This is a genomic window from Micromonospora sp. BQ11 (assembly GCF_052068135.1).
Taxonomy (GTDB): domain Bacteria; phylum Actinomycetota; class Actinomycetes; order Mycobacteriales; family Micromonosporaceae; genus Micromonospora.
On the sequence record NZ_JBQHDB010000010.1, the window covers coordinates 214165 to 232538 of the forward strand.

Sequence of the window (18374 nt, forward strand, 5' to 3'; positions counted from 1 at the left end):
GTGGGCATGAACGAGGCCGCGCCCGTCCGCGCCGACATCTCCGGCACCGCGCCGCCCCGCGCCCGCCGCTCCGACGTCACCCGGGCCGCGATCCTGCGGGCCGCCCGGGACCGCTTCGCCGAGGACGGATACGACCGGGCCACGATCCGGGCCATCGCCGCGGACGCGCGGATCGACCCGTCGATGGTGATGCGGTACTACGTCAGCAAGGAGAATCTGTTCGCGGCGGCGGCCGAGTTCGACCTGCGCCTGCCCGACCTGACCGGCGTGGCACCGGACGCCGTCGGCGAGGTGCTGGTGCGGCACTTCCTGCACCGCTGGGAGGGCGACGCGACGCTGGTGGCACTGCTGCGCACGGCCAGCACCAACCCGGGCGCGGCGGAACGGATGCGCGGCATCTTCGCCGACCAGCTCAGCACGGCGGTGTCCCGCTTCGCGCAGGACCCCACCGAGGCACCCCGGCGGGCCGGGCTGGTGGCCAGCCAGATCCTCGGGCTGGCGCTGACCCGCTACGTGCTGCGCCTACCCCCGATGGTCGACGCCGACCCGGCGGAACTGGTCGCCTGGGTGGCGCCGACCATCCAGCGCTACCTGACGGGCAGCCGGGACTGACCGGCCCCTTCGTCAGCGGGACAGGCCCCCGGGCTGGTCGCCCTTCACGACGGGAGCCCGGACCAGGTTGCCCCATTCGGTCCACGAGCCGTCGTAGTTGCGCACCTGCGGGTAGCCCAGCAGGTGACGCAGCACGAACCAGGTGTGGCTGGAACGCTCACCGATCCGGCAGTACGCCACCACGTCGTCGGACGGGTCGAGCCCGAGCTGGTCGGCGTAGATGGTGCGCAGCTCGTCGGCCGACTTGAAGGTGCCGTCCTCGTTGGCGGCGGACTTCCACGGCTTGTTGACCGCACCGGGAATGTGGCCGCCGCGCAGCGCGCCCTCCTGCGGATAGTCCGGCATGTGCAGCATCTCGCCGGTGTACTCGCCGGGCGACCGCACGTCGACAAGCGGCCGGCCGGCGGCGACGTGCGCCATGACCTGCTCGCGGTACGCGCGGAGCGGCGCGTCGTCGCGCTGCGGCACCGGGTAATCGGCGCGCGACCGGGCCGGCTTGTCCCGGGTCAACTCCCGCCCCTCGGCGATCCACTTCTGCCGGCCGCCGTCGAGCAGGCGCACGTCGGCGTGGCCGAAGAGCGAGAAGACCCAGAGGGCGTACGCGGCCCACCAGTTGAAGTTGTCGCCGTAGAAGACGATGGTGTCCCCGCGGCCGATACCCTTGGCCGCGCACAGCTCGGCGAAGCTCTCCGCGTCGAGGTAGTCGCGGGTGACCTGGTCGTTCAGCTCGGTGTGCCAGTCGACCTTGACGGCGCCCGGGATGTGACCGGTGTCGTAGAGCAGCACGTCCTCGTCGGACTCGACGACGACGAGGCCCTCGTCGCCCAGGTGCTCGGCCAACCACTGGGTGGTGACGAGACGCTGCGGGTCCGCGTACGGCTGGAGTCGGGGATCGGGATCGTTCGGCACAGACATGATCCCCAAGGTACGCCGGATGGAGGGCCGGCGACCGGTCATCGGGGATCGGGTGCAGCGGATGGGACGCATCGCACGTGACAGTGACGAGACCCGCCCGACACCGAGGACCGACATGACCGTAGGGCACCGACCGGGGGGACCCGGTGCACCGCCGCCGCTGGAGTTCACCGGCTTCTACGAGGCGCACTTCCACCGCCTGGCGGTGCAGCTCTACGCGTACCTGGGGGACCACGCCGAGGCGCAGGACCTCACCCAGGAGGCGTTCTGCCGGGTGCTGGAGCGGTGGGACCGGATCAGCGCCTACGACGACCCGTCCGCCTGGGTGCGGCGGGTCGCCTGGAACCTGGCCACCAGCCGGCTGCGCCGGGTGCGTACCGCCGTCCGGCACCTCGCCAGGCAGCGGGAGGAGCACGTGCCCGGCCCGGGACCGGACCGGGTGGCGCTCACCGCCGCGCTGGCCGCCCTGCCCGCGAACCAGCGCCGGGCCGTCGTCCTGCACCACCTGGCGCAACTCAGCGTCGCCGAGATCGCCGACCAGCTCGGCGCGCCCGAGGGCACCGTGCGGTCCTGGCTGACCCGGGGCCGGGCAGCGCTGGCCCGCCACCTCACCGACCGGCAGGAGGCCCACCGTGCGTGAGACCGACCTGGACGACGTGTTCGCCGAGTTCGCGGCGCGGATCGCACCGACCTTCCGCCCACCGGGGGTCGCCGACGCGGCACGTCGCGTCCACCAGCGGCGTCGCCGCCGGCGCGGCCTGCTGGCCGGCGTGGCGGCCCTGTTCCTGGCCGGTCCCGGCGGGGCGTACGCGATGGCGGGCCGCGACGACGCGCCGACGCCCCCCGCACCCGAACCGAGCGCGTCGCCGGACGGCCGGTTCGTCGAGCGGGCGGTGGCGGTGCCCGGGGTGCCCGGTGCGCTGCGCCGGTTGGAGTTCGTCGACGCCCGGCACGGCTGGGCGCTCTTCGACACCTGCGACCAGGGCGACGACCAGGCGTCCAGCGACTGCCAGCGTGACCTGGCGCGCACCGAGGACGCCGGCGTGACCTGGTGGAGAACGGCGCTTCCGGCGGCGGCGGACGGGCCGAACCTGACCGGTTCCCCGTACGTCCTGCCCCTGGACGGTCAGCGGGCGACCGTCGTCACGGGCAAGCGGTACCTGGTCACCGTCGACGGTGGCGCCTCCTTCACCGACCATCCCCTCAGCGCGCCGCCGGAGGTGATCAGCCTCGCCGTGGGCAGCGACAGCGGATATCTGCTCCGGTGCCCGGAGGACCTGGTCATCTCCGGCACCGCGTGTCCCGGGCAGCGACTCGTCCGGGTCGACGGGACACCGATCCGGGCGCAGCCCCCGCTGACGTCCCGGTCGGATGGTCACAACCAGCTCGTCGAGGGCGGCGACGGTCGACTGTGGGTGACCACCCGGGAGGGCGACCGGCTGACCGTGTCGGTCAGCGACGACCAGGCGTCCACGTGGCGGGGGCTACCCCCGGTGGCCGGTGCCGCGCGTCTCCTGGTCTCTCCGGACGGCAGGGACGCCTGGCTGGTCGACAGCAGTGACCCCGGGTTCGACGCGACCGCCCCGAAGCGGCTGTGGAAGCTGGTCGGCGACCGCTGGCAGGAGCAGCCGGGCCTGCCGGACGACACGTCGACGGTGGCCGCGGCGAACGGCGGGGTGTTGCCGGTGACCAGCGCCTACGGCGGTGGCGGTTACTGGTTCGACAAGCGGTACGTCGACGAGCCCGCACTGGGCGGGACGGTGCGGTCCGGCGACGGTGACGCGTCGGTGCGGGTCCTTCCCGACGACACCATCGTCGTGACCGGCCCGGCCGGCACCTTCCTCGGGACCGGCTCCGGCGTCGACCGCTCCTGGACGCGGCACTACTGAGCCGCCACGGACACGCGGCCGGTCCACCACACACGGGGGTGGTGGACCGGCCGCGTCGCCGGTCAGGCGCGGCGGTGGACGAGCCGGCCGGCGAGCACGGTCACCAGGCAGGTGCCGTCGTGGGCGAAGACGGCCAGGTCGGCGCGACCGCCCGGAGCCAGCGTCGGCGGGACCGACGCGTCCAGCACCAGCAGGTCGCTGCGGTCGACGGCCGCCCGCAGCATCGGTTCGACGACGTACTCGGCCAGCACGGCGGTCACCCCGAGCCGTAGCAGCGCGTGGATCCGCTCGCGCGGCGTGGGCGCGGGTGGCAGCGGCGCGTCGTGCACCCGCCCCGGGCCCAGGGTGCCCGGCCAGCGGCGGACGCGCGCGCCCGCGTACTCCTGGGAGAGCTGGACCACCGGACCGACCGCGACGATGCGGTCGGCCCGGACCGCGACGGCGGCCGCTTCCGACGGCGGACCGCCGGGGGCGGTACGCAGCAGGGGTGCCGTGTGCAGGGTCAGCACGGTCAGTCGGCGACCGGGCTCAGTGAGGGCCGCTTGGCGGTGACCGTGTCGCCGGAGGAGCGGCCGGTGAGCCGGCGCTTGATCCACGGGGCGAGGTGCCGGCCGGCCCAGCGCAGGTCGTCGGCGCGGGCGGCCAGCCACGGCTTCGGCAACGGCCGCTCCGGAACGAGCAGCCAGTCCTCCTCGCAGCCCACCCCGAGCGCGGTCAGCACCTGCCCGGCGACCCGTCGGTGGCCGGCGGCGGAGAGGTGCAGGCGATCGGTGCTCCACAGCATCGGGTTGAGGAAGGTGTCGTCGGCGTAGAGGTCCACGAGGATCGCGCCGTGCCGCTCGGCGGTCTCGCCGACCGCCTGGTTCAGCAGTTCGATGCGGGGGGCGACGAGCCGCTGCCCGGGCAGGCGGGCCATCACGTCGGCGAACCGGAACAGGACCACGTCGGCGCCGCCGGAGCGCAGCCGCCGCACCACGTCGTCGAAGCGGGTGGCCAGGGCGTCCGGGTCGAAGGTACGGCGCAGCACGTCGTTGCCGCCCGCCGCGAAGCTGATCAGATCAGGCTTCATCGCCACCGCGGCGGGCACCTGCTCGGCCACCACACCCGGGAAGAGACGGCCTCGGATGGCGAGATTCGCGTACCGGAAGTCCGGACCCACCTCGGCCGCGAGCCGTGCGGCGACCAGGTCCGCCCAGCCCCGGTAGGTGCCGTCCGGGTACGCGTCGTCCATGCCCTCGGTGAAGCTGTCCCCCACCGCGACGTAACTGCGCCAGCGCATTCCCACCTCCGAAGGAAGGGCACCTTCTTAACGCCTGAGGTAGAGGAAGGGCCCCTTCTTAACAACGGACAGTCTGGCATCGGCAGCACGGCGGAGTGATCCCGCGCGCCGGGGAACGTGGCACAGGTCATCACCGGTCCGACGGCGGCGGCCCGACGGCGGGTCGGCGGTACGGACCCCACGCCACGAACCGCTCGAACAACTCACGCGGCGTCGGGCCGCCGTGCGGGTCGAGCCGGAACAGGTCGTGCGTCGCCTCGTAGTACAGCCCCGACAGGTAGACGGCCAGGTCGACCGGCTGGTCCGCGTACTCGACCTTCAGCAGCAGCCGGGCCTCCGCGCACGGCCACGGCCGTCCGCAGGCCCGGCACAGCCACAGCGGGCGCAGCGGCACGTGCGGGGGGCGGTCCGCGGGATGGGCGCGGGGCCGATCGGGGTACGGCCCGAGCCGGGGTACGGGAAGCGAGCGGACCGGATCGCACACGTGGACCTCCTCGAGGGCGGGATCACTGCGTGACAGTCTGCTGAGGACACCATTACTCTCGGAAGGCGTCGGCGTTGGTGTGGGGGCCCCTCGGGAGGCGTCGACGGTCGGTGCGCCCGCCCCTCGGAGACGCCGGGACAACCGTGGAGGAACTGTGGAAGGCGAGCCGACATCGGAGCTGATCCGGGCCCAACTTCGCCGGCTACGACTGCGCGCCGAGCTGAGTCAGGAGGAGTTCGGGAAGCTGGTGCACTACTCGGGGTCCCAGGTGTCGGCCGTCGAGCTGGGGCAACGGCCCCTCGACCGCCTGTTCCTCATGCGCGCCGACGAGGTGCTGGGTACGGGCGGACTGCTGATGTCGCTGCTCAAGCTCGCCGAGCGGGACGGCCAGCCGAGCTGGCTGCGTCCCTGGTTGGAGGCGGAACAGAACGCACGTCAACTCCGCTGCTACCACCCGACGCTCATTCCCGGGCTGCTGCAGACGGAGCACTACGCCCGGGCGGTGATCCGGGCCGACGACATGCTCAGCGACGGCGAGGTGGAGAAGAGGCTCGCGGTGCGGATGGACCGACAGGCGGTCCTGGCCCAGCCCGATCCACCGAAGTTCGTGGCGGTGATCGAGGAGGCGGTCCTCCGGCGGGCGGACGAGGCATTCCGGGGGCTGATGGTGCAGCAGATCGCTCACCTCGTCGAGTGCGCCGAGCGCCCCCACGTGAGCGTGCACGTCATCCCGGCGGAGATCAGCGCGCACGTCGGGTTGGCAGGACCGTTCACCCTGGCGCGTGGCGCCGATGGTGGATGGGTCGGCTACCTGGAGAGCCAGCTCGGCGGCACATCGGTCGACAGGGATGAGGAGTTGGCTATTCTGCTGGCCAGGTGGGAGAGCGTCCGCAGCGAGGCGCTGCCCCGGCGTCAATCCATGCTGCTGATGAAGGAAGTGATGACGTCATGGAGCTGAGCGGTGCGACCTGGCGCAAGTCCACCCGCAGCGGCAACAGCGAGTGCGTCGAGGTGGCCGACAACCTGCCGGGCGTCGTCGGCGTACGGGACAGCAAGGACCCCGCCGGGCCGGTCCTGACCTTCGCACCTGATGCCTGGCGGGCGTTCCTCGACCGCACCAGGCGGACGGCGTAACCCTGTCGAAGGGGTTCACCTCGACGGTTCGGCATGGTGCGTGGCGGTTCACGTCGGTGATCGCCGACAACCTCCGCACTCGCCCGCCCCTGCGGTGACCCGCCGTACCACCTTCGCGCCGAGGAGTGCCGCGGCCACGGCCGTCGCCGTCGCGGAGGTCCACAACGGATAGGCGAGGGTGCGACGGTCCAGCATCGTCCCCTCGAACGCCCCGCCGTCCGAGGTCAGCACACCGTGCAGGAGGCCGAGGCCGTGCAGGACCAGCACCGCGAGCAGACTCACCCGCCACCAGCTCACCGGGGCCGACCCGGCGGCCACACCGTGCAGGCCGCCCGCGTTGCTGCGCGCCTGGTGCAGCCAGACGGCGACGGCGGCCGCCGCGACGAGCGTCCCGAGTGCCCAGGTCCAGTCGGCCAGGGCGCTCACCATGCCCGTCGGCAGCGAAGCATCGAGAAGGGCGTACGCCAGCCAGGCGGGCACCACGTCCGGCTCGTCGTGGTCGACGATCGTGATCCGGTCCTCGTACCGACCCACGGTCAGGGTCGTGCGGAGCACGTCGAGGATCGCCCAGAGGACCAACGCGACCACCGCAGGCCGCGCCGTGACGTGCAGTCCGCACGATGGTTCCGCCGGCGGGGACGATCCACCGGAGAGTGATCCGCCGCTTGTCCTCGCGTCCACGGGCGCCCGTCCTCTCGCTGTCGCCAGTGACTGTTCCAAAGCATGATCGACTCGGCGTCATGGGAATCGGGGTGTCCGGGTGAGACTTCCAGCCCGACTTCACTGACATCGGGTGGATCTACGCCGGGGCGGGCCGGCGTCGGTGGGTCTCCGCGGCCGTCAGGATTCAGGGCACGTACGCGAGCAGGGGCGACGTCCTCACGGCGGCGGGCTCGGCGACCGTGTCGAGAACCGGAACCGCGAGTCGAGCACGGTGATTCCGTTCGCCTGCCGGACGAGGACCTTCCGGTCGGCGGTGAAGTGGATGCTGAGGATCTCACCCTTCACCGGCAGATCGACGGACCTGCCAGTCGTGGTGTCCACCACCGCGAAGCTGCCGTCCTGGCGGGAGACGGCGGTACCCTTCCAGCCGACCGCGACGTACCGGCCCTCCATCGACACGCTCCGGACGGCCCATCCGTCGTACCGGGCGGCCTCCTCCGCGGGCGGGTCGTAAAGGTAGGCGCGGCTGACGCCGGGGCCGGACACGTACGGCTCGCCGTCCATGACCGCCGCCAGGTAGCGGCCGTCCGGCGACCACCAGCGATCCCGCTCCATTCCGGGATCCCCGCCCAGAATCTTGCCGGCGCTCATGTCGACCGAGCGGTACGGGCCGTCGCCCAACCGCACCATCAGCAGGTCGCCGCCTTCCCAGACGAGAGGGTTCCCGCCCAGGCAGACGACGTCGGTGGCGACCTGCCGCTTCCTGGAGCCGTCGACCGCGGCCGTCATCAGGGTGCCCACCCCGGAGGCGGCTCCGTCCTCGACCCAGGCGAGCCGGCGGCCGTCCGGCGAGACGGTGATGCTGTTGCCGACGCAGGGATCGTCGCCCAGGGGAACGCGGGCCAGCACGCTGTCGTCGGCGCCCCGCACCGCGCGGACGATCGCGTCGCCTCCGGACCGGCCGACGTGGTAGCGGGTGCCGCCGAGCACCGCTGACCCGGGGGGTGTGGTGTCGGTGACCGACGGGGACGGGCTCTGCCGGGAGCCGGACGGTGCCGGTGTCGGCGGGACGTCCCCCGACGGGTCGAGCGTGACGGTGGGGGTGCCGGCCGGCAGCGGACTTGTCCCGTCCGCCTTGGGCATCAGCGCGAAGGCCGTCCCGGTGGCCGCGCCGACCATCACCACGGCCGTCGTCGAGGTGACGACGACCCGCTGGATGCCGAGCCGCCGGGACGTACGCAGCGCCCGGTCGCGCAGGTCGACCGGGGTGACCTCGTCGGCCAGATCGGTGAGGTCGAGCCGGAGGCGGTCGTCGTTCATCGGGCGGTTCCTTCCAGGACGTACAGCTCGGCCAGCTCGGGTGCGACGGCGCGCATCCTGGCCAGGGCCTTGGAGGTCTGGCTCTTGACAGTAGTCAAGAGCCTAAAAAAGCCACATTTGTAGACCGGCTCGGCACAAGGCGCGCGTTGCATCCGCGCTAACGTCAACGCACGTGAGAGTGACATGGGTCACCCCCCCATCCAAAGCCTATGCACAGTAAAGTCTTTTCAGAAGTCACGGGGGGTTGGCCGCCGTCGTTGCTTCTTCGCCATTCCTTATTCAGGAGGTCCCATGCAGGACGTTGTGAAGCGCTTCGCGAAAGCCCTACCAAAAGCAGCAGTTGTAGGCGCACTCTCGTTTGCAGCAGTGAACATCTTGGTGCCATCAGCAGCGACGGCAGGCACTAGTACTAAGACGAACGGCTGCTACGCCCAGTGGTACTCCACCTACTTCAAGGGTGTCTGCGAGTCGACCACCCAGAGGGGCTACTACCAGCTTAACGCCTACTGCGACTACGAGGGCGACTATCACGGCGACTGGTATCATAAGGACCGGGGCTACTCCGGGACGTTCGATGACGACAGCTGCACCTTCCGCGTTACGGGTGGATACGTCGCCTACGCCGGTAGCTGATCGTTAAGGAATTCGACAACGAGACGGCTTATAGTAGATGGCGGGGCGCCAGCATTGGCGCTCCGCCATTCTCAACGAGAGGTATCAGATGGGTTCAGTGGCAAGCCTGACAAACCTTACTCAAGGTTATGGCCGTCACCGGGTGTTCGAGGGCTTCAACTTGGACGTCGAGGTGGGCGTTCTCGGCGTGCTGGGCCCTAATGGAGCAGGAAAGACAACGTTGCTGCGTACGATCGCAACCGCTCTCCCACCGAGCGCAGGCACTCTTCAAATACTCGGGCACCAAGTTGCGTCGGAGCGTGAGGCCCGGATTGCACGTCGCAACATTGGCTTCCTTCCACAAAGCTTCGGGTTCATGCCCTCCTTCACCGTGGAGGATTTTGTTAGATACTGTGCCTGGTTGCGAGATGTGCCGGCACAAGAGATCGAAGCTGCCTCAGCATTAGCCATTGAACGCGTTGGGCTGGTTGACCGACAGAATTCAAAGATGAAGACATTATCGGGTGGGATGCTTCGCCGAGTCGGTATTGCGTCGTCTATCGTAGGTTCGCCCAAGCTGCTGCTGTTGGACGAGCCCACCGTCGGACTCGATCCTGCGCAGAGGCTGGATTTCCGGGCCCTCGTACGATTTTTTGGCGATGTGGCAGTCGTCCTAAGTACCCATCTCGTCGAAGATATCGCTGCGGTTTGTGACACGGTGGTAGTCATTGATCGAGGCCAGGCTCGTTATCTCGGAACGCCAAAGGAGCTTGCGGCGCTTGCTACGAAAGAGGCGCCCGGTGATAGCGACTTGGAGAGGGGTTACATGACTGTCCTGGGTGCGCAAAGGAGCTTCCAGCCCCAATGAAAGCATATTTCCTCGAACTCCGAAATTCGCCGCTTAAATGGTGGTTTGCGGTTTTCGTGATTATGGACCTGGTGGCGGTGTTTGGTCGCAGTCGCTATTGGATTGGAGTTTGGCCGCAGGCGAGCGCGGCAGTTCAGGTCCCCTCGTTATTCTTCGCGCCCGTTCTTGCCGCTGCAGCTGCTTGGGCGGCTGGCCGGTCCCATCGTAATCAACTCCAAGACCAACTTCGCGTGGCAGCGATACCATCCTGGCGAATTGACGCAGTTCAGCTCGCAGCATCTGTCACCTTCGGAATTGCCGCCTATGCTGTGGGCGCTCTTGCCGCTGCTGCTGTTAGCCTGAATGAGGCTGGCCCTGGCTTCTTGTGGCCCGGTTACGTGCTCCTTGGCGCAAGTGTGATTGTTGCTAGTGCGGCTATTGGCCACTTAGTCGGCGCACTCTCGCGGTCATCGTTGGCGACGCCGGCAATCTGCGGGCTAGGGCTATTCGTCGCTCTCGGGACGACCGGCCGGCGAGCGGAGCTGTTCGTTCTCTCCGGCTCCCCTAACGAACGGGTGGCGGCTGTTCCACTCCTCGCGCGATTGGTCGTCTCCCTGGGCCTCGTAGCGATGGCCATCCTTATCCCCTCTCTCGTGCGGACACCCCGCTTTAGCGCGAAATCGGCCGTTTCTTTTTGCCTGCCGGCGCTAATAGCCACCGCAGCTATGGCCTTGGGTGTCGTTGGCACGGCGAATTCTGGCCGGCTGGTCGTGGATCGGGCCGCTCCGCAGGCCTTCGTCTGTACGAACACTCACCCGAAGGTGTGCCTGTGGCCGGAGGATCGAAAGTACCTCCCTTTAGCTACCACGATGATGGAACGACTGAACGCCATACCGGCAGGCATACTGCAACTTCCTGAAGCGTTCTATGAGTACGGGCTACGCGATCGCCACAAATACTCGTCAGACTTTCTCATAGCTGAAGGCCATCCTTGGTCGATGTCGAGTGGTATTGCTAGCGCTATTCACGAGATGACGTTTCCACCATATTGCCAGGCGATCAACGAGGTGGAGGAAGACCGAAGGCTTGCGGCTCGATTCGATGTAGGTCAGTGGCTTGAAAGCCGACTTAATGGCGAGGGGCAACCAGCTAGTGTGGGTGGAGGGCGACCGGGCGTCGACAGGCAGGCCATTGAGGAGCTTTTGAAGCAGCCCGAAGAGGTGCAGGCGGAGTGGGTACGCCAGCGCGTCAAGATTGTTAGCGAGACTCGCTGTGCAACCTAAGTTCCCGAACGCCTTCCTGTACTTTAAAGCGCATCACGGCTACCTTTTGATTGCATCAGTGGCAATCGTGGCGGTTGGTCACTACCTGTCAGGCAATCTGTCGCTAGTACTACCTGCAAACCAGCCGCTAAATGTACCTTTGCGCCGAATTATCCCGTTGGCCTTCGTCTTTGCCGCCTGTGTCGTTATGCATTGCCCTGCTGCCGACTTCGAGAATGCCGGTGGCCGCAATGCGGGTCGAGCAGAATTTTTTTCGCTAGTAGCTGCGACGGTCCTCGCTGGAGGATTGCTCGGTAGTGTTGAGTTGGCAGTCAGTTCGCTCTCTGGAGCGGCAGTCGTGCTGCGTTCGTTCATTATCTGGCTAGGGATTGGGATGCTTTCGGCCAGGATCTTCGGACCAGGCCTTGCATGGATCTTGCCCCTTTGCACGATATTTCCCATCGCATACCTAGGTCAGTTGCCAGACAACACGCCTCATTGGTGGAACTGGACGATGCAGCCGGCAAGCAACGTGCCGCTGTGGCTCCTTATGGTATGCAGCCTAGTAACCGGGTCACTCGCACTATTGCTGCGATCGTGGCGGGCGGTCGGATTAGGATTGGGAAGACTGCGTTGAGTTGGCCGTCCAGTAGGAATGCCACTGCGAAAGGTCGTCTCCTCTCGGGGGTAGCGGTTGTTCATCAGAAAGCTTTTCCTCAGCTAGCTAGCCATTCCCAGAGCGATTAACGTCAACTTGTGAGCGAGCGAGCGGACGGTGGCCACATGTCGTCTTTCGGGTCTCTGATCCTAAGGGGTCCTAACGAAATGATGTTGGGCGTAACTGGCTGGACGTGAGGATCGTTCTGTGTGAACGTGAGGAGGGGCGAGCAGCCGCCGTGGAGCGTCTCGGACGAACTCTGGCCGAGATCGCACCGCTGCTGCCACCCCGACCGCCACGCAGGCACCGGTTCCCGGGCCGTAAGCCGATCGATGATCGCAAGGTGTTGTGCGGGATCCTGTTCGTGCTCTACACCGCGATCCCGTGGGAGTACCTACCCAGGAACTCGGGTTCGGGTCGGGGATGACCTGCTGGCGCAGGTTGCAGGACTGGAACGACGCCGGCGTTTGGCAACGACTACACGAGGTGCTGCTGGGCAAACTCCGCGCTGCCGACCAGCTCGACATGTCGCGGGCGGCGATCGACGGCTCTCACATCCGGGCGCTCAAGGGCGGCCCAAAACTGGTCCGAGTCCGGTCGACCGCCGCGAGCCAGGCTCGAAACACCACGTCATCACCATGCGGGCGGCATCCCCTCGCCGTCAGCCTGACCGGCGGCAACCGTCACGACTTCACCCAACTACTACCCCTGGTCGACAAGATCCCCCAGATCAAGGGCATTCGTGGTTGAACCCGGCGACGACCCGAGCGGATCTACGCCGACCGGGGCTACGACTATGACTGCTACCGCCGGGACCTGCGGGCCAAGGGCATCACGCCGGTCATCGCCCGACGCGGCGTCGGCCACGGCTGCGGACTCGGCACCCGACGGTGGGTCGTCGAGCAGACCATCGCCCTGCTGCGCTGGTTCCGCCGGCTACGGATCCGCTGGGAGATCCGCGACGACATCCACGAAGCGTTCCTCACCCACGCCTGCGCCATCATCTGCTGGCGCAGACTCCAACGCTCAAAGAGTTAGGAGCTCTAACTAAGGCGCGTTGGGGCGTTGGGTAAGCCGCTCGGGTCGCTGTTCACCGGTAGTCAAGTAGCGCAAGAAGCCAACCAACTCCACCTAAATCCTTAACGAGCGACGAGTCGGGCAGGTGACGAGCAGAAGATGTCTCTCACAATGGCCGACGTCCATAAGAGCGGAGGCGTACAGTTCAGCGAGATTCGATCACGTGTACGACCGCATCTCGTGTGGATTGAGAGAACGATGTTCGAGGTGGACTTTCTGCCGGTGGAGAACCGGGACCAGGACGGCGGCAAGAGTGGCGACGCCATCGCGATCAATTTCACGTGGCACGCCGAGCAGCGGCAAGCCGTTGTGGTGATCGACGGCGGCTTCAAGGACACCGCCGACTCACTGGTCAGCCATATCAGGGAGTACTACGGCACGAACGTGGTGGACCTGATGATCTCCACCCATCCCGATGCGGACCACCTGAATGGACTGGCAGGCGTCGTGGACGCCCTCGATGTGCGGGAGCTGATGGTCCACCAGCCCCGCGCACACGCCCGTGACGTGTCCGACTTCAGCAATCTCGAGGCCCTGGACGAACTCCTGGATAGGGCCAAAGCCCGGAACGTGGTGGTGAGCGAGCCCTTCACCGGAGAGTCGCGGTTCGGTGGTCAGCTGACGGTGTTGGGGCCGACGACCAGCTATTACGAGAGCCTGCTGGCGCAGCAGTTGTGGGAAGCCAAGCACTTGGCCGCGTCGGCGACGTCCGCCAGGGGCTGGTGGCAGCGAGGGGTCAACCTCCTCGAACGAGCAGTCGACTGGCTACCACTGGAGACGCTGACCGATGACGGCGACACCAGCCACCGGAACAACTCCTCGGTGATCACGTTGCTGACTCTCGACGGACAGCGGATGCTGTTCACCGGAGACGCCGGCATCCCCGCCATGACGGCCGCCGCCGATCACTACGAGAACACATACGGGTCTTTCGCGTCATCCCCGCTGTCCTTCATGCAAGCACCGCACCACGGGAGCAAGCGCAACCTGGGACCCACCCTCCTGAACCGCATCCTCGGCATGCCCAACTCGCCGCACGCGCTCTCGACGATCGCCTTCATCAGCTCCGCCAAGGCGGCTCCGAAGCATCCCTCACCGAAGGTGGTCAACGCCCTAAAGCGTCGAGGTTGCTTCGTGGGAGCGACCGAGGGGAACCCCATCTGCCACAACTCCGGAACGCTGGCGCGTCCGGGATGGGGAACCCTGCAACCACTCCCGGCGCTGGCCGAGGACGACGATGAAGCTTAGTGAGGCGGTCAGCGGCTTTGACTCCTACAGCCGGCGGGCTCGCATCTATCCAGCGATGCTCGCCGTGCTACCCGTCGCACTGATCTCGACGCTACTCACAACCAACAAACCGCTCGTAGCGCTGAGCCCGATCTTGTTGAGCGCAGGAACCTTGTTCCTTGCCAGCAACATCGTGCGCGTACTCGGCCAACGCACGCAGCAGCGCCTGATCGTGACGTGGGACGGCATGCCCACGACAAAACTGCTCCGATTCCGCGAGGCTCAGAACAGCGTGATGTTGCAACGGCGTCGGCAAGCCTTGGAGGCGCTGTTTAGTGCTCCCCTACCGACCCGTCGCCAAGAAGCGGCCAACCCCCAGAAGGCGGATGAAGCCTACATCGCGGCAACCCGCTGTCTGATCACCCATGTGCGTTCGCGACCAGGCCAGTTTCCCCTCATTGATCACGAGAATGCCACCTACGGCTTCGCACGCAATCTGCTTGGTGTCAAACCGCTCGCGCTCGTCGTGCTCACCGCGTCGGTTGCGGCCGACGCCGCCATCTACTTGCGCGATGGGCTGACAGGTCCGCTCGTCGTGGTCGGCGGACTGCACTTGGCCCTCGTCGCCGTCTGGTTCTTCTTCATCCGCCCCGCGTGGGTTCGCCAAGCCGCTGAGACCTACGCCGAGCGGCTCCTCGAAGCGCTGGACCTACCGCCCGATCGGGCTATGAACGAGCAGGACGGTAGCGGAGACCAGACGCCCAGCCTCTCAGGGGAGTAACAGCGCTTCGCGAGGAAGGACGTCTTCTGTCGCGGGTGGCCTGCGATTGACCCGGCACCTACAGCAGTCATCACGCACCATGCGTCACCATCTCGAACACTCAATGTAACGATCGGCCCTGAGGGCGCGCGACGCGCGGGGTGATCGGCCTAAGAGAGGTGGCCTGCGCGGGCCTAGGCTGGGCGGTTGCACGACCATGGGCGAGCGTAGAGGGTGGAGCGGGTGCGGAAGTTGACGTTGCCGCAGTTGGAGCGGCATCTGTTCGCGGCGGCGGACATCCTGCGGGGCAAGATGGATGCCTCGGAGTTCAAGGAGTACATCTTCGGGATGCTGTTCCTGAAGCGCGCGTCGGACATGTTCGACGCCGAGCGGGAGCGGGTCGTGGCCCGCTACGCCGACCGTGGTCCGCAGGAGGCCGAGCACCGCGCCGAACAGCCGGAGTCGTACCGAGAGGCGTTCTTCGTCCCGAAGAACGCCCGTTGGAACCACCTCCGGCGGCTGCATGACAACGTCGGCGACGGTATCAACAAGGCACTGGCCGCCTTGGAGGACGCCAACCCGGACTCGCTGGAGGGGGTCGTCCAGCACATCGACTTCAACCGGCAGGTCGGGAACTCCCGCATTCCGGACAAGAGGCTTCGGGACCTGATTGCGCACTTCAGCAAGTACCGGCTGCGCACCGAGGACTTCGAGTTCCCGGACCTACTCGGCGCCGCGTACGAGTATCTAATCAAGGAGTTTGCGGACTCGGCCGGCAAGAAGGGCGGCGAGTTCTACACCCCGCGGGCCGTGGTCCGGATGATGGTCCGGCTCGTAAAGCCGACCGAGGGGATGAGCGTGTACGACCCGTGCTCGGGCTCCGGCGGCATGCTGATCCACGCAAAGGAATACGTGGAGGAGCACGGCGGTAACCCTCGCAACCTACTGCTGGCCGGGCAGGAGAACGCGGGCAGCGTCTGGTCGATCTCGAAGATGAACCTGCTGTTGCACGGCATCCCCGACGCGAAGATCGAGAACGATGACACCCTGGCTAACCCGCGCCACGCGCACGGGGGTCAGCTCGACCTGTTCGACCGGGTGCTGTCCAACCCGCCGTTCTCGCTGAACTACTCCATCGACGGCATGCGCTACAGCAACCGCTTCCGCTGGGGCTGGGCACCCGAGGGCGGCAAGAAGGCCGACCTCATGTTCGTCCAGCACATGCAGTGGATGCGCTAGTTCGGCGGTTCTAGGCCCGTAGGCCCGCGGCTTCCTGCAGTGCACCTAGAGACCGATCGCGGGGCGCATCATCATCAGTTGGCATCTGGCGCGGTCCTGTCCGCCAACCACTGCTGTCGTCTGTGCTCCTGTCAGGCGTTGTCGGTGTTTGGCGATGCTTTCGCTGCCTTCTCGCTGCCCTGCGGGCGATCGTGTTGACCACTTCTGTTGATCGGCGCCGTCAGGTGGTGAGTCGCTCCATGGGATTGGGCTGACCCTCCCGCAGTTGCGGGAGCCTGCGCATGATCTCAAGGAAGCAGAGGACGAACGTCTGCCGGGCGTCGTATAGGTCGAGTCGCGAGACTTTCCCCTCATGGACCGTCTCGCTACGGGCAACGTAGAGGGCTTCGACCGATGCTTGATAGCGCCTAGTGCCGCTCACACCCCGTAGCAGGGTCTGTGTTCGCATAACTAAGCGGGCTTTTACGCCGCCTTCGAATCTATCAGTTAGCAGCATCTCAAAGGCGGTCGCGAGGCTAATGACGGCCGTCCAGTCGTCGCGGCCGGGCTGAAAGGACCTTCTAAAAAACGTCACTGCCTCCATGATCTTGCGGTGGACATTGCCGATCGTGCTATTTTGCATGCCTACGCTGTGCCTAAGGTAGCCAGCAAACAGCTGCTCCAGAGATGAGAAAATCTGTGCGCTGCGGGCACTTTCCCGTCGAAAATACCGTGGGTCGATGTCCACTGCCAGGCCCGCCATCTCTCGGACCTGACTACTGTCGTGGATGGGTACCGATTCCCCCCGAAGAACCTCCTCGTGGCCGCCAGCCAAGACGAAGTAGTGGTTGACGTCGGTGGTCTGCCAGTTGTTGATCGCTCCGGAGCTGAAGAACCACCCCGTTTCGTCCTTGCGGCGGCTCTGCATAGCTGCCATCATGACGATGCTCGCTGTAATGACCTGCAACCGGCCCAGCGTTAAAAATTCGGTCTCGTTGTAATAGCCGGCAATCGTCGTCATGCGAGCAATCAGGAGCGGGTTTCTCTCCAGCCAGTCGGCACCACGGCTTTCTCGCCAGTGCTGAATTAGAGATTGATCCAAGTGCTTGGTCACGCCGAGCCGGGTTCGCGCGCCGTCAATAAGGGACATGGTTCGTCGAAGGTTGTTGGTCTGCAGAGTTACGACATACCCGGCACCGGGCCGTACGAGCGTGTAGGTGGTCCCGCGGAAGGGCTGTAGTAGCCCGGCGGCGAGCACGCCGAAGGAGTGCAGAGGGAAGATCACCAAACCAGGAGCGTTCCGCTCGCTTCGGCGGAGTCGCTTCAACACCGACACGACTGGGTCCGAGTCGCCATTCTTAACTGCATCGAAGAGTAGCTCGTCCAACGTGTATAGGCCGACGCCAAGGCCACGCTGCCACAGTTCTCGCGCCAGTCCGTTTCGCACGTTCTCCAGGTGGAAGTTGATGGCACGAACGCCCTCATCGATATCGTCGCGAATTAGCTCTGCGGCGAAATCGTCGAGATATCGGAACTGTGCGAGGTCCTCGGCGTGGCTGGTAATGTACTCGACCGAGCCAGCGATAGTGAGCTTTTTGATGACCTTTTCCGCGTGGATCTTAGCGGAGATGCCTTCGATCGGCTCCAGTTGGCTCACGTGCTCGCTCCTTAGGCCGACCGAATTTTGGGGGTGTCCAAGCTGCACATGTTCGAGCCGGCCCGCGTGGTGGTGCAGGGCGACGGTGTGCGGCTCTCCTTGCTATGAGCGGGGACGGGGCGTCTCTCGGGGCCAGTAAGCGCGTTCGCTTCCCCTGATGGCATCAGGTCTACCGACCTCCACTGGCCGAGACAAGACGCGTTCGGTCGAAAATCTCCGGCGAGGAGATGGCTCAGTTGGCTCACCCGCCGGCGCCTCTGGTCCGTAGCCCTGGGCGATGCGATCTCCTACGACCGCTCCCGACATCGGCCCCTCTTCCGATTCCGCCGGTTTATCAAGCGGCGACAGCCGTCATGCTCACTGAATGATTTCGTCTACCGGTCCTCGACTGGGTGCCGGTCGATGCGAACCAGCCGCGGAAGCGGGCTGGAGCGTGCGCCTTGCTGGCAGCACGACCGCGATACGGCGCCGGCCCCGTCTGCACGACGGCCGGGCTGTGCCGACGCGCCAGCGTCATGGCGCGTCGGGCGTTGCGCGCCGCAGAGCACATCCCCCGCTGGCTTGCGCACTGCAGGTTGCGGCAGTCGCCGCGCTCATCGGGCTGGTGAGCGGCGACGACGTCGAAGGCGAGCCGCCACAGCAGCGGATCAATCACATCATCGGGCAGCACGGCCACGGCGCTGAGTCGTTCACGGGTCACGGCGGAAGACCTTTCATCGGCGGGTCACACCGCTCGACCTCACCTGTTGGGGTCGAGCGG

The 18374-nt window shown here is 66.6% G+C and carries 20 protein-coding genes and 2 pseudogenes; 13 read left to right on the plus strand and 9 right to left on the minus strand.

Annotation, left to right across the window (positions count from 1 at the left end):
• Positions 1–6: 6 nt before the first annotated feature.
• Positions 7–612, plus strand: a complete 606-nt coding sequence (locus ACTMSW_RS21790; RefSeq protein WP_441182495.1) for a TetR/AcrR family transcriptional regulator — start codon at positions 7–9, stop codon at positions 610–612.
• A gap of 12 nt (positions 613–624) precedes the next feature.
• On the opposite strand, the gene ACTMSW_RS21795 is transcribed toward ACTMSW_RS21790, so the two are convergent.
• Positions 625–1527 (minus strand): sulfurtransferase, encoded by a 903-nt coding sequence (locus tag ACTMSW_RS21795; protein ID WP_441182497.1) that lies wholly within the window; start codon positions 1525–1527, stop codon positions 625–627.
• Positions 1528–1642: 115 nt separating this feature from the next.
• On the opposite strand from ACTMSW_RS21795, the gene ACTMSW_RS21800 reads away from it, so the two are divergent.
• Positions 1643–2167, plus strand: coding sequence for a SigE family RNA polymerase sigma factor (locus tag ACTMSW_RS21800; protein WP_441182499.1), 525 nt, complete (start codon positions 1643–1645; stop codon positions 2165–2167).
• The gene (locus ACTMSW_RS21805) at positions 2160–3416 is read left to right on the plus strand and encodes a hypothetical protein (protein ID WP_441182501.1); all 1257 of its coding nucleotides are present in this window, start codon (positions 2160–2162) and stop codon (positions 3414–3416) included. Before ACTMSW_RS21800 ends, ACTMSW_RS21805 begins: the two co-directional genes overlap by 8 nt.
• A gap of 62 nt (positions 3417–3478) precedes the next feature.
• Here the strand turns inward: ACTMSW_RS21805 and ACTMSW_RS21810 are convergent, their stop codons facing one another.
• The 3 genes from ACTMSW_RS21810 to ACTMSW_RS21820 all read right to left on the minus strand — a co-directional run bounded on the left by ACTMSW_RS21810 (position 3479) and on the right by ACTMSW_RS21820 (position 5179).
• Positions 3479–3925 (minus strand): hypothetical protein, encoded by a 447-nt coding sequence (locus ACTMSW_RS21810; protein WP_441182502.1) that lies wholly within the window; start codon positions 3923–3925, stop codon positions 3479–3481.
• A 2-nt stretch (positions 3926–3927) separates the two neighbouring features.
• Positions 3928–4695 (minus strand): SGNH/GDSL hydrolase family protein, encoded by a 768-nt coding sequence (locus ACTMSW_RS21815; RefSeq protein ID WP_441182504.1) that lies wholly within the window; start codon positions 4693–4695, stop codon positions 3928–3930.
• Positions 4696–4825: 130 nt separating this feature from the next.
• Positions 4826–5179 carry a hypothetical protein gene (locus tag ACTMSW_RS21820; RefSeq protein ID WP_441182506.1) on the minus strand — a complete coding sequence of 118 codons (354 nt, stop codon included), beginning with the start codon at positions 5177–5179 and terminating at the stop codon, positions 4826–4828.
• Positions 5180–5333: 154 nt separating this feature from the next.
• Between ACTMSW_RS21820 and ACTMSW_RS21825 the strand changes: the two genes are divergently transcribed.
• Together ACTMSW_RS21825 and ACTMSW_RS21830 are read left to right on the plus strand one after the other, a co-directional pair.
• A complete protein-coding gene (locus ACTMSW_RS21825; RefSeq protein ID WP_441182508.1) occupies positions 5334–6137 on the plus strand; it encodes a DUF5753 domain-containing protein in 804 nt (267 codons plus the stop codon).
• Complete coding sequence (locus ACTMSW_RS21830; protein ID WP_441182510.1) at positions 6128–6313, plus strand: DUF397 domain-containing protein; 186 nt, start codon at positions 6128–6130, stop codon at positions 6311–6313. Before ACTMSW_RS21825 ends, ACTMSW_RS21830 begins: the two co-directional genes overlap by 10 nt.
• A gap of 48 nt (positions 6314–6361) precedes the next feature.
• Here the strand turns inward: ACTMSW_RS21830 and ACTMSW_RS21835 are convergent, their stop codons facing one another.
• From ACTMSW_RS21835 to ACTMSW_RS21845, 3 genes and pseudogenes are all read right to left on the minus strand, one after another.
• Entirely contained in the window at positions 6362–6892 is a 531-nt protein-coding gene (locus ACTMSW_RS21835) for a hypothetical protein (protein ID WP_441182512.1), read from the minus strand.
• Between the two features lie 300 nt (positions 6893–7192).
• The gene (locus tag ACTMSW_RS21840; protein WP_441182514.1) at positions 7193–8296 is read right to left on the minus strand and encodes a hypothetical protein; all 1104 of its coding nucleotides are present in this window, start codon (positions 8294–8296) and stop codon (positions 7193–7195) included.
• Positions 8293–8388: pseudogene (locus ACTMSW_RS21845) on the minus strand (SigE family RNA polymerase sigma factor); the annotation flags it as partial. The gene ACTMSW_RS21840 and the pseudogene ACTMSW_RS21845, both read right to left, overlap by 4 nt.
• A gap of 199 nt (positions 8389–8587) precedes the next feature.
• Here ACTMSW_RS21845 and ACTMSW_RS21850 point away from each other — a divergent pair.
• The 8 genes and pseudogenes from ACTMSW_RS21850 to ACTMSW_RS21885 all read left to right on the plus strand — a co-directional run bounded on the left by ACTMSW_RS21850 (position 8588) and on the right by ACTMSW_RS21885 (position 15978).
• Positions 8588–8929, plus strand: a complete 342-nt coding sequence (locus ACTMSW_RS21850) for a hypothetical protein (RefSeq protein ID WP_441182516.1) — start codon at positions 8588–8590, stop codon at positions 8927–8929.
• Between the two features lie 37 nt (positions 8930–8966).
• Positions 8967–9776: an ATP-binding cassette domain-containing protein gene (locus ACTMSW_RS21855; protein ID WP_441182518.1), complete on the plus strand. Its 810-nt coding sequence runs from the start codon at positions 8967–8969 to the stop codon at positions 9774–9776.
• Complete coding sequence (locus ACTMSW_RS21860; protein WP_441182520.1) at positions 9773–11038, plus strand: hypothetical protein; 1266 nt, start codon at positions 9773–9775, stop codon at positions 11036–11038. The genes ACTMSW_RS21855 and ACTMSW_RS21860 overlap by 4 nt, the downstream gene beginning before the upstream one ends.
• A complete protein-coding gene (locus ACTMSW_RS21865) occupies positions 11028–11654 on the plus strand; it encodes a hypothetical protein (RefSeq protein ID WP_441182522.1) in 627 nt (208 codons plus the stop codon). Before ACTMSW_RS21860 ends, ACTMSW_RS21865 begins: the two co-directional genes overlap by 11 nt.
• A gap of 236 nt (positions 11655–11890) precedes the next feature.
• A pseudogene (locus ACTMSW_RS21870) lies at positions 11891–12713 on the plus strand (IS5 family transposase).
• 237 nt (positions 12714–12950) lie between these two features.
• Positions 12951–14000 carry a ComEC/Rec2 family competence protein gene (locus ACTMSW_RS21875; protein WP_441182524.1) on the plus strand — a complete coding sequence of 350 codons (1050 nt, stop codon included), beginning with the start codon at positions 12951–12953 and terminating at the stop codon, positions 13998–14000.
• Positions 13990–14760: a hypothetical protein gene (locus ACTMSW_RS21880; protein WP_441182526.1), complete on the plus strand. Its 771-nt coding sequence runs from the start codon at positions 13990–13992 to the stop codon at positions 14758–14760. Before ACTMSW_RS21875 ends, ACTMSW_RS21880 begins: the two co-directional genes overlap by 11 nt.
• 222 nt (positions 14761–14982) lie before the next feature.
• Positions 14983–15978, plus strand: a complete 996-nt coding sequence (locus tag ACTMSW_RS21885) for a type I restriction-modification system subunit M (RefSeq protein WP_441182528.1) — start codon at positions 14983–14985, stop codon at positions 15976–15978.
• A gap of 220 nt (positions 15979–16198) precedes the next feature.
• Here the strand turns inward: ACTMSW_RS21885 and ACTMSW_RS21890 are convergent, their stop codons facing one another.
• Both ACTMSW_RS21890 and ACTMSW_RS21895 read right to left on the minus strand, forming a co-directional pair.
• Positions 16199–17614: a hypothetical protein gene (locus ACTMSW_RS21890; protein WP_441182530.1), complete on the minus strand. Its 1416-nt coding sequence runs from the start codon at positions 17612–17614 to the stop codon at positions 16199–16201.
• Between the two features lie 334 nt (positions 17615–17948).
• Positions 17949–18314: a hypothetical protein gene (locus tag ACTMSW_RS21895; protein ID WP_441182532.1), complete on the minus strand. Its 366-nt coding sequence runs from the start codon at positions 18312–18314 to the stop codon at positions 17949–17951.
• Between the last annotated feature and the right edge of the window lie 60 nt (positions 18315–18374).